Origin of the sequence: Nocardioides sp. CPCC 206348, assembly GCF_048654705.1 — a bacterium.
Taxonomy (GTDB): Bacteria; Actinomycetota; Actinomycetes; order Propionibacteriales; family Nocardioidaceae; genus Nocardioides.
In genome coordinates this window covers 1-8,303 of record NZ_JBMCZA010000038.1, presented here as the reverse complement: position 1 = coordinate 8,303, position 8,303 = coordinate 1, and the positions used below count along the sequence as shown (strand labels likewise).

At 68.2% G+C, this 8,303-nt stretch carries 7 protein-coding genes; 4 read left to right on the top strand and 3 right to left on the bottom strand.

What is annotated here, in order from left to right; genetic code table 11:
- On the bottom strand, positions 1-338 hold a 338-nt coding region (locus ACOADB_RS01085), incomplete at its 3' end, for a hypothetical protein (RefSeq protein ID WP_378596076.1).
- 160 nt (positions 339-498) lie between these two features.
- On the bottom strand, positions 499-1,314 hold the full coding sequence (locus tag ACOADB_RS01080; protein ID WP_378596075.1) for a crotonase/enoyl-CoA hydratase family protein: 816 nt from the start codon (positions 1,312-1,314) through the stop codon (positions 499-501).
- Positions 1,315-1,360: 46 nt separating this feature from the next.
- Between ACOADB_RS01080 and ACOADB_RS01075 the strand changes: the two genes are divergently transcribed.
- The 4 genes from ACOADB_RS01075 to ACOADB_RS01060 all read left to right on the top strand — a co-directional run bounded on the left by ACOADB_RS01075 (position 1,361) and on the right by ACOADB_RS01060 (position 6,772).
- On the top strand, positions 1,361-2,989 hold the full coding sequence (locus tag ACOADB_RS01075) for an acyl-CoA synthetase (protein ID WP_378596074.1): 1,629 nt from the start codon (positions 1,361-1,363) through the stop codon (positions 2,987-2,989).
- Complete coding sequence (locus ACOADB_RS01070) at positions 2,989-4,095, top strand: NAD(P)H-dependent flavin oxidoreductase (RefSeq protein WP_378596073.1); 1,107 nt, start codon at positions 2,989-2,991, stop codon at positions 4,093-4,095. Before ACOADB_RS01075 ends, ACOADB_RS01070 begins: the two co-directional genes overlap by 1 nt.
- A gap of 3 nt (positions 4,096-4,098) precedes the next feature.
- A complete protein-coding gene (locus ACOADB_RS01065; RefSeq protein WP_378596072.1) occupies positions 4,099-5,544 on the top strand; it encodes an LVIVD repeat-containing protein in 1,446 nt (481 codons plus the stop codon).
- A 145-nt stretch (positions 5,545-5,689) separates the two neighbouring features.
- A complete protein-coding gene (locus ACOADB_RS01060) occupies positions 5,690-6,772 on the top strand; it encodes a hypothetical protein (protein WP_378596071.1) in 1,083 nt (360 codons plus the stop codon).
- Here ACOADB_RS01060 and ACOADB_RS01055 read toward each other — a convergent pair.
- A complete protein-coding gene (locus ACOADB_RS01055; RefSeq protein ID WP_378596070.1) occupies positions 6,762-8,189 on the bottom strand; it encodes a hypothetical protein in 1,428 nt (475 codons plus the stop codon). The two genes, ACOADB_RS01060 and ACOADB_RS01055, sit on opposite strands and share 11 nt — an antisense overlap.
- Positions 8,190-8,303: the final 114 nt, after the last annotated feature.

Below are 8,303 nucleotides of genomic sequence, written 5' to 3'. Positions count from 1 at the left end.
GTGATGTCGAGCAGGTCGGCGACCAGGCACGCACTCAGCCACAGCTGCGTCGGCTCGGGCAGCGCGTGGAAGCCTTCGGCGAGGATGTCCGCCGGCACCGTCCTGAGCGCGACGAAGTCCTTGCGCCAGGCGTTGTCCGTGAACCGCGGCGACCAGAGCTCCACGAAGCGGTCGCGGTTCTCCGCCGTCGCACCGTCCGTCGGCGGTGGCTCGGCGCAGCGCACCGCGCTGCCACTGGCCACGGCCGGGAGGGGAGCGGCGTGCGCGGCCTCCGGGTTCACGAGGGCAGCCAGCATCACGGCTGAGGACAGGGCAGCACAAAGGGTCCGAGCGCGCACGGAGAACACCTGCCAAATCGGGGGATTGGGAGCAAAGCAGGAAAAGTGGCGGTGCTCACTATCTTCCTGTGCGCGGGTGCGCGCCAGCCACTCCGGAAAGTCTTTACCTTTCTCTGCCCTGAAGGGCGAGGCAGGTGTGCCCGTTCGCTCCCTGGTCCGGTCAGCGCCCCTTGAAGTCGGGCTTCCGCTTCTCCAGGAACGCGCGCGGACCTTCCTTGGCGTCCTCCGAGGAGAAGACCGGAGCGCCGACCCTGGCGTCGTCGGCCCAGCAGTCGTCCTCGTGCTTGCCTTCCGAGTCGCGCATCGTCTTGAGGATCGCCTGGACGGCGATCGGGCCGTTGGCAGCGACCATGTCCGCGAGCTCGTGCGCCTTGGCCAGTGCCTGGCCGTCGGGTACGACGTGGCCGATCAGGCCCAGCTCCCTGGCCTCCGGGGCGAGCAGGGTGCGTCCGGTCAGCAGCAGCTCGGCTGCCACCGTGTACGGGATCTGGCGGGGGAGCCGGACCGCCGAGCCGCCCATCGGGTACAGGCTCCACCGGGCCTCGGCGACCCCGAACTTCGCCGATTCACCGGCGACGCGGATGTCGGTGCCCTGCAGGATCTCGGTGCCGCCGGCGATCGCCGGGCCCTCCACGGCCGCGATCAGCGGCTTGGTCAACCGGAACCCCTTGAGCAGCCCCTTGATCACCGTCGGGTCGTACGCGCCGGACTCGAAGGCCTCCGACGGCGGCTTCTTGTCGGCTGCCTGCAGGTCCATGCCCGCGCAGAAGAAGCCGCCTGCGCCAGTGAGGATGCAGACCCGGATCTCGGGGTCGGAGTTCACCCGGTCCCAGGCCTGTTCCATGATCCGCAGCATCGCGCCGGACAGTGCGTTGCGGCGCTCCGGACGGTTCATGGTGACGATCAGCTTGTGACCGTCCTGCTCGACAAGGCAGTCGGGTCCACGGTCGTTGGCAGCGTCATCGGTGGGGGACATGTGAACCACGCTAGCGAAAAAGTGAAACGTGTTCTAGTCTCGGATCGTGGCCCTGAACATTGCCGATCTCTTCGAACATGCCGTCGACGCCGTCCCCCAGAAGCCCGCCGTGCAGGTGGGCGATCGCGTCATCACCTTCGCCGAGCTGGAGGCCGAGTCGAACAAGCTCGCGCACTACCTGCAGGCCCGGGGCATCGGTCACGGAGACCACGTGGGGCTCTACGCCAAGAACAGCATCGAGCACGTGATCGCCCTGATCGCGATCCTCAAGGTGCGCGCCGTGGCGATCAACGTGAACTTCCGGTACGTCGCCGGCGAGCTCGAGTACCTCTTCGACAACGCGGATCTCGTCGGCCTGGTCCACGACCGCGTCTACGCGCCGCTGGTCGCCGAGGTCGCGCCGAAGTTCGACAAGCTGCAGACGATCGTCGTCGTACCGAACCCGCTCGAGCCGGACGACACCAGTGACGTGTCGTCGTACGGGGGTGTCCTGCTCGAGGACGCCGTCGCCGGCCAGTCCGACGTCCGTGACTTCGGCGAGCGCAGCCCGGACGACATCCACATCATCTACACCGGCGGCACGACCGGCTTCCCGAAGGGCGTCATGTGGCGCCACGAGGACTTCTGGCGCGTGCTCGGCGGCGGCATCGACTTCATGACGGCCGAGCCGCTGGAGGAGTACGACCAGTCGAAGAAGGCACAGCAGGACAGCCTCGTCACGCTGCCGCTCAGCCCGCTGATGCACGGCGGTGCGCAAGCCTCGCTCCTGATGCACCTCTTCGCCGGCCAGGTCACCATCCTCGAGCCGAAGTTCGACCCGGTCCGCACCTGGGAGCTGGTCGACAAGCACGGCGTGCAGATGATGTTCATGACCGGAGATGCGATGGCGGTGCCGCTGATCGATGCCTACGAGGCAGGCGGGTACTCCGGCCAGACGCTGTTCGCCATCGCGTCCAGCGCGGCGATCTTCTCCAAGTCGGTGAAGGAGCGCTGGATGAAGCACTTCCCGAACGCCGTCTTCACCGACTCCATCGGCTCCTCGGAGACCGGCTTCCAGGGCACCGGCCTGCAGGACGCCAGCGCCCTGTCCACCGACGGCCCGGTGGTCTCCATCCCCCCGACAACGGTGATCCTCGGAGACGACAACCAGATCCTCGACCCGGTCACCGATGTGGGCAAGGTCGGTCGCACGGCCCGCTCGGGCAACGTGCCGGTCGGCTACTACAAGGACCCCGAGAAGTCGGCCCGCACCTTCATCGTGATCGACGGCGTCCGCTACTCGATCCCCGGCGACAACGCCCGGATCGAGGAGGGCAACCGGATCACCCTGCTCGGCCGCGGTTCGAACTGCATCAACACCGGCGGCGAGAAGGTCTACCCCGAAGAGGTGGAGCAGGCCATCAAGGCCCACCCCGGTGTGTACGACGTCCTCGTGGTGGGCCTGCCCGACGAGAAGTACGGCCAGACGGTGGCCGCTGTCGTCGAACCCCGCCCCGGTGCGACCGTCGAGCTGGAGGAGCTGCGGACCTTCCTGCGATCGCACCTCTCCGGCTACAAGCTGCCGCGCGTGCTGACGCTCGTCGCGGAGGTCCCGCGCAACGCGACCGGCAAGGCCCAGTACCCCCGCGCCAAGGAACTGGCGCTCGAGAGCCGTACCGAGGAGGTGTCGGTCTGATGAGGACCGCACTGTGTGATGCCTTCGGCATCGAGTACCCGATCTTCGCCTTCACGCCGTCCGAGCACGTCGCTGCCGCGGTCTCCCGCGCCGGCGGTCTCGGCGTCCTGGGGTGCGTCCGCTTCAACGACACCGACGAGCTCGAGCGGGTCCTCACGTGGATGGACGAGAACACCGACGGCAAGCCGTACGGCGTCGACGTGGTGATGCCGATGAAGATCCCCACGGAGGGCACGTCGGCCGACCTGTCGTCGTACATCCCTGAGGAGCACCGGAAGTTCGTCGACGAGACGCTGCTCAAGCTGGGCGTCCCGCCGCTGCCCGAGGGCGAGGGACGCGAGGGCGTCCTCGGCTGGCTGCACTCGATGGCGCGCTCGCACGTCGACGTCGCGCTGCAGCACCGGCCGGTCCTGATCGCCAACGCGCTCGGCTCGCCGCCGGTCGACGTGATCGAGCAGTGCCACGCGGCCGGACTGAAGGTCGCCGCCCTCGCGGGCGCGCCCAAGCACGCACTGAGCCACGTCACCAACGGCGTGGACATCATCATCGCGCAGGGCTACGAAGCGGGCGGTCACACCGGCGAGATCGCCAGCATGGTGCTGACGCCCGACATCGTCGATGCCGTCGGTCCGGACGTCCCGGTGCTGGGTGCCGGTGGCATCGGCTCGGGCCGGCAGATCGCCGCGTCGCTCGCGCTCGGTGCCCAGGGCGTGTGGACCGGGTCCATCTGGCTCGGCACGGAGGAGTACCGAAACCTGTCCGGCAACAAGGGCTGGGAGACGGCCTTCCTGCGCGCGACGTCGTCCGACACCGTCCGGACCCGGATCTACACCGGCAAGCCGGCCCGTCTGCTCAAGACGAAGTGGACCGAGTCGTGGAACGAGGAAGGTGCCCCGGCACCGCTCCCGATGCCGCTGCAGAACCTGCTGGTCGCGGACGCACACAACCGGATCAACGCCTCCGGGGACCCCGACGTGATCTCGATGCCGATCGGGCAGATCGTCGGTCGGATGAACGAGGTCCGGCCGGTCGCCGAGGTCGTCGCCGACCTGGTCGCCGAGTTCGAGTCCACGGTGAAGAAGCTCGACGGCATCGCGGGAATCTGAGGGATGGCTCTGCGCTTGGAGCCGCTGCATCGCCGCATCGCCGTTGCGATCGCCGTCGCAGGTGTCCTGGTGGGTGGAAGCCTCGCCGCCGCCTCTGACGAGGTCTCGTCCCAGGCGGTGCCCGAGGCCGCTTGTGGGCCGGGATCGCGTCCCGAGACCACTGACCTCCAGGGCCGCGTGCCCACGGCGGACTACGACTCCGGTCGGGTGCTGGAGGGATACACCTGCAACACCGAGCAGGTCGGTCGTCATGGCACGACCGGTGGGTTCAAGACCCTTCGCTACACCGATGCCCAGGGCCACACCTGTGCCTTCTACGACTCCACCCGGATCCTCGGGATGGACGTCGTCGGCAACCTGCTCAACGGCACCGGGCTCGGGGTCGTGGTTCTCGACATGACGAACCCGGCGTCGCCGCGCAAGACCGCCAACCTCATCACTCCGGCCATGCTGAGCCCGCACGAGTCGTTGCTGGTCAACGCTGAACGCGGCCTGCTCGTGGGGGTGATGGGCACCCTTGCCACCGCACCCGGCGTTCTCGACGTCTACGACGTCCGTACCGACTGCCGCCGCCCGAAGCTCTTGTCGACCACGCTGTCCGGTGTCCTCGGGCATGAGAGCGGGTTCGCGCCCGACGGCCAGACGTTCTGGACCGCTGGCGCAGCGGGCTTCACCATGACCGCCGTCGACATCGCCGACCCGCGGCGGCCCCGGGTGGTCCTCGTCAAGCCGGGGGTCATCGCGCACGGACTCCGGTTCTCTGACGACGGCGCCACGATGTACGTCGCGAACATGGGCACACCGTCGTCCAGCTCGATCCTCGACAAGCCGAGCCTGCAGATCTATGACGTCTCGCAGGTCCAGGACAGGGTCACCAAGCCACAGGTCCGGCTCCTGTCGGAGATCGACTGGCCGGGAATCTCCATCCCGCAGGTCGCGGAGCCGTTCCACCGGGACGGTCGCAGCTACGTGCTCGAGGTGGACGAGTTCACTGACTGGTTCGGTGACCGCTGGACGGTCGACTTCAAGAACAGCCCGGTCGGTGGCGCACGGATCATCGACGTCACCGACCCTGAGGCTCCCTCCCTGGTGTCCGACATCCGGCTCGAGGTCCATCAGGCCGTGAACCGCACGGCCGAGGTCATGAAAGACCCCGGAAATGCGCTGCCGATCGGTGGCTACTCCGCCCACTACTGCTCGGTCCCGACCCGGGACGCCCCGAACCTGGCTGCCTGTTCGATGATCGGATCCGGACTGCGGATCTTCGACATCAGCGACGTGCAGGACCCGCGCGAGGTCGCCTACTTCAACAAGCCGGCGAAGGGCGGTGCCAGCGCCCTTTCCCAACCTGCGTGGGACCCGGCCGGGAACAGCGTCTGGTACACCGATGGCACCAGTGGCTTCCACGTGGTGCGGCTGACCAACGGCGTCGAGACCCTGCTCGACTGAGAACAGGCCCTTCCGCATTGCCGGCAACAGGCCGACGATGGGAGGGATGCGCACCAGGTTGCCCGCTGAGCCTCGCCGTACCCGCGGTGGGGTGTCCGACGAGCGCCCGGCGGCGCAGGTCCCGACGGCCTTGCGGGTTCCGACAATGCCCAACCGCTCCCCGGCGACGTGGCCGGCTGACGCCCATCACGTCACCACCCTGCAGCGCTGGGCGGGCAACCAGGCCACGGTGCAGCGGTTCGGCGAGAGCGTCCGCGCGGCGGTCCTGGGCATGTTCGGCGCGGCCCGGGTCGAAGGCCTCGCCAAGGCCGGCCAGACGCGTGCCGCCGCTGCGCTGAAGAAGATGCTGGACTACGCCGTGCTGCACGGCTCCGCAGGGCCTCACGGTGACGACTCGGGCTTCCACGTGCGGCTCTTCGCCGCGGTCAACGATCTCGCGGGCGAGGTCGCCGCGCACAAGACCTTCGACAAGCTGCCCGCCCGGCTCCAGGCCATCGTCTTCTCGGCGGAGAAGCTCAACATGGAGAAGGTCGCCGGGACACCGAGCGCCCAGAACAAGGCGTGGATGAAGACCGATCCCGACAGCGGCACCGAAGGGGCGGCGAATCCTGGCGTCGCCGGAAGTACGGGCGCCTTCGGAGAGAACGCGTGGAAGTGCAACAAGTTGGTGGCCGACGCCTACCTGGCCAAGTCAGGAGCAGCGATCGGGAAGTCGAAGTACCCGTTCTACGGGTCCGACAAGACCTGGTCCTACAAGGCGAACGACCTGGCCGCGGACGTCGACAAGGGCCAGGCCCGGCTCGAACCCGGCAAGGAGCTCAAGCACTTCCCGTACTCACAACTGATCCATCTCGCCGCGGACGGCAAGACCGTGGCGGAGATCTTCGAGTTCGACGGACGCGGCAAGGTGATCGCCAAGTACCTCCTGGCCGGCGGCATCTTCGAGAAGCACGTCAAGAACGCGAAGGGCAAGTGGGAGAAGACCAAGGAGACGAAGAATCCCGAAGAGCTCGAGCCGGGTGTGTTCGCGCAGACCGGCGACCTGGTGTCGTTCCACAACAAGGACAAGGGCGCGTCCGGGCACACCGGGCTCAATGTCGGCCACGACCTCTTCATCAGTGCGATGAATGCGACCGAGGGCGTCGGGATCCTGTCCATCTCGCTCCACATGGACGCGAGCAAGTGGGACCACTACGACTACGTCGGGTTCCGCTCGTTCAAGAAGTAGCCAGCTGGGGTCGAGCCCCGGCGGCAGCTGCGCGCAACCGGGCCTCGAGCGGCTCCCGCCATCCGGGCGGGCACCACGCACCCAGGGACCCGACCTCCAGGTAGCGCTCGAGCAACGCATCGAGGTCCACGGGCGGCACCTCGCGTTCGAAGACATCCATCGCCAGGCCACCAAGACCACGGCGGCGACACAACGCGAACGCCAGCCGGGTCTCCTCGATCCCGCCGACGCACTCGAACGGCGTGTGGTCGGACAGGCCCAGCAGCTGCCGGAACCAGACCTGGTTGTCAGGATGGTCGAACAGGTTCCCGTGTCCGCGAAACGTCCGCGCGACCACGTCGGCGGGCAGGTAGGCGCTGTAGCCGAGCCAGACGTACGCGCACTTTGCGCAACGGCCGCACCACGGCTTCTCCACGTTGCAGGAGTGCGTGAACGGGATCGCGTCGGGCTCGGCTGCAAGCATCGTGAAGATCAGCGGATCGTGGACCGCCTTCAACGGGCTGAAGTAGTGGCAGTCCTCGACCAGGTGGGTGCGCAGGTAGTCGGCCAGGACCTGCTCGCACTCCACGGACTTCCCCCACTGGTGGTTGATCTCGTCGCCTGCCGGCGACCACACGGCGTTGCCCTGGTCGGCGCTGCGCTCGTGGCCGAGGCTCAGCCCGCGGTAGCCGTGCGCCAGCACGAGGGGTACGGCGGCGAACACCGATGCCGGCGTCTCTGCGGCGGTGAGGGGAAGGAGGTCGTGCTGCGGTGCGAGTCGTGCGACGGGACTGTCCACCAGGTCGTCGTACGCCCAGACCCGGCGGCGCCGTTCGGCAGGCAGCCCGAGCACGTCGAGAAGGGTGTCGCACAGGGAGTGCTGCTTCCCGGCACTGCCGTAGGTCGAGCTGGAGTAGACGAGGGTGTCGCACGGGACCCCGGCTCGTTGCAGCAGCCGGAGCGACACCACGCTGTCCTTGCCGCCGCCGAAGAACGCCAGCACTCCCGGCTCGCCCGTGCCGCTGACAGCAACGGGGCTCGGGACGACTTCGGCGGGCGAGCGGAGCAGGTCCGGCCCTTCGTAGTCCGGGAGGTCGTGCTCGTAGCGCCACTGCGCCCACACGCCGTGGACGACCCGACGCCAGAGCGACCAGAACTCCGGCGTGCAGTGGCGCTGGTACGGACCCGCGTCGAAGTGGGCGGGCCGCAGGCTGACCAGCGTGTTCGCGGTGAAGGCCGCCAGGTGGAAGCAGACCCGGTCCAGCGTGTCCTGGCCGTAGCGCCGTTCGAGGTCGACGAGGTCGACGTCCTCGTACCAGTACGACGCCGTGAACCGCAGGTCGTCGAGACCGAACTGCAGGGACAACTGGTGCTCGGCGCGCGTGTGCGCACCGAGCCACAGGGTGCCGGCTCCCGAGCGCCGTGATGGGTCCGACAATGCGGCCTCCGTTGTCGTGCGGCAGCCTGCCTCAAGGAAAGTCCCGAGCCGGGGACCTGGGCAAGGACGAAGAGGCAACAATGGGGGCATGACGCGCAATGTGCTGATCGCCGG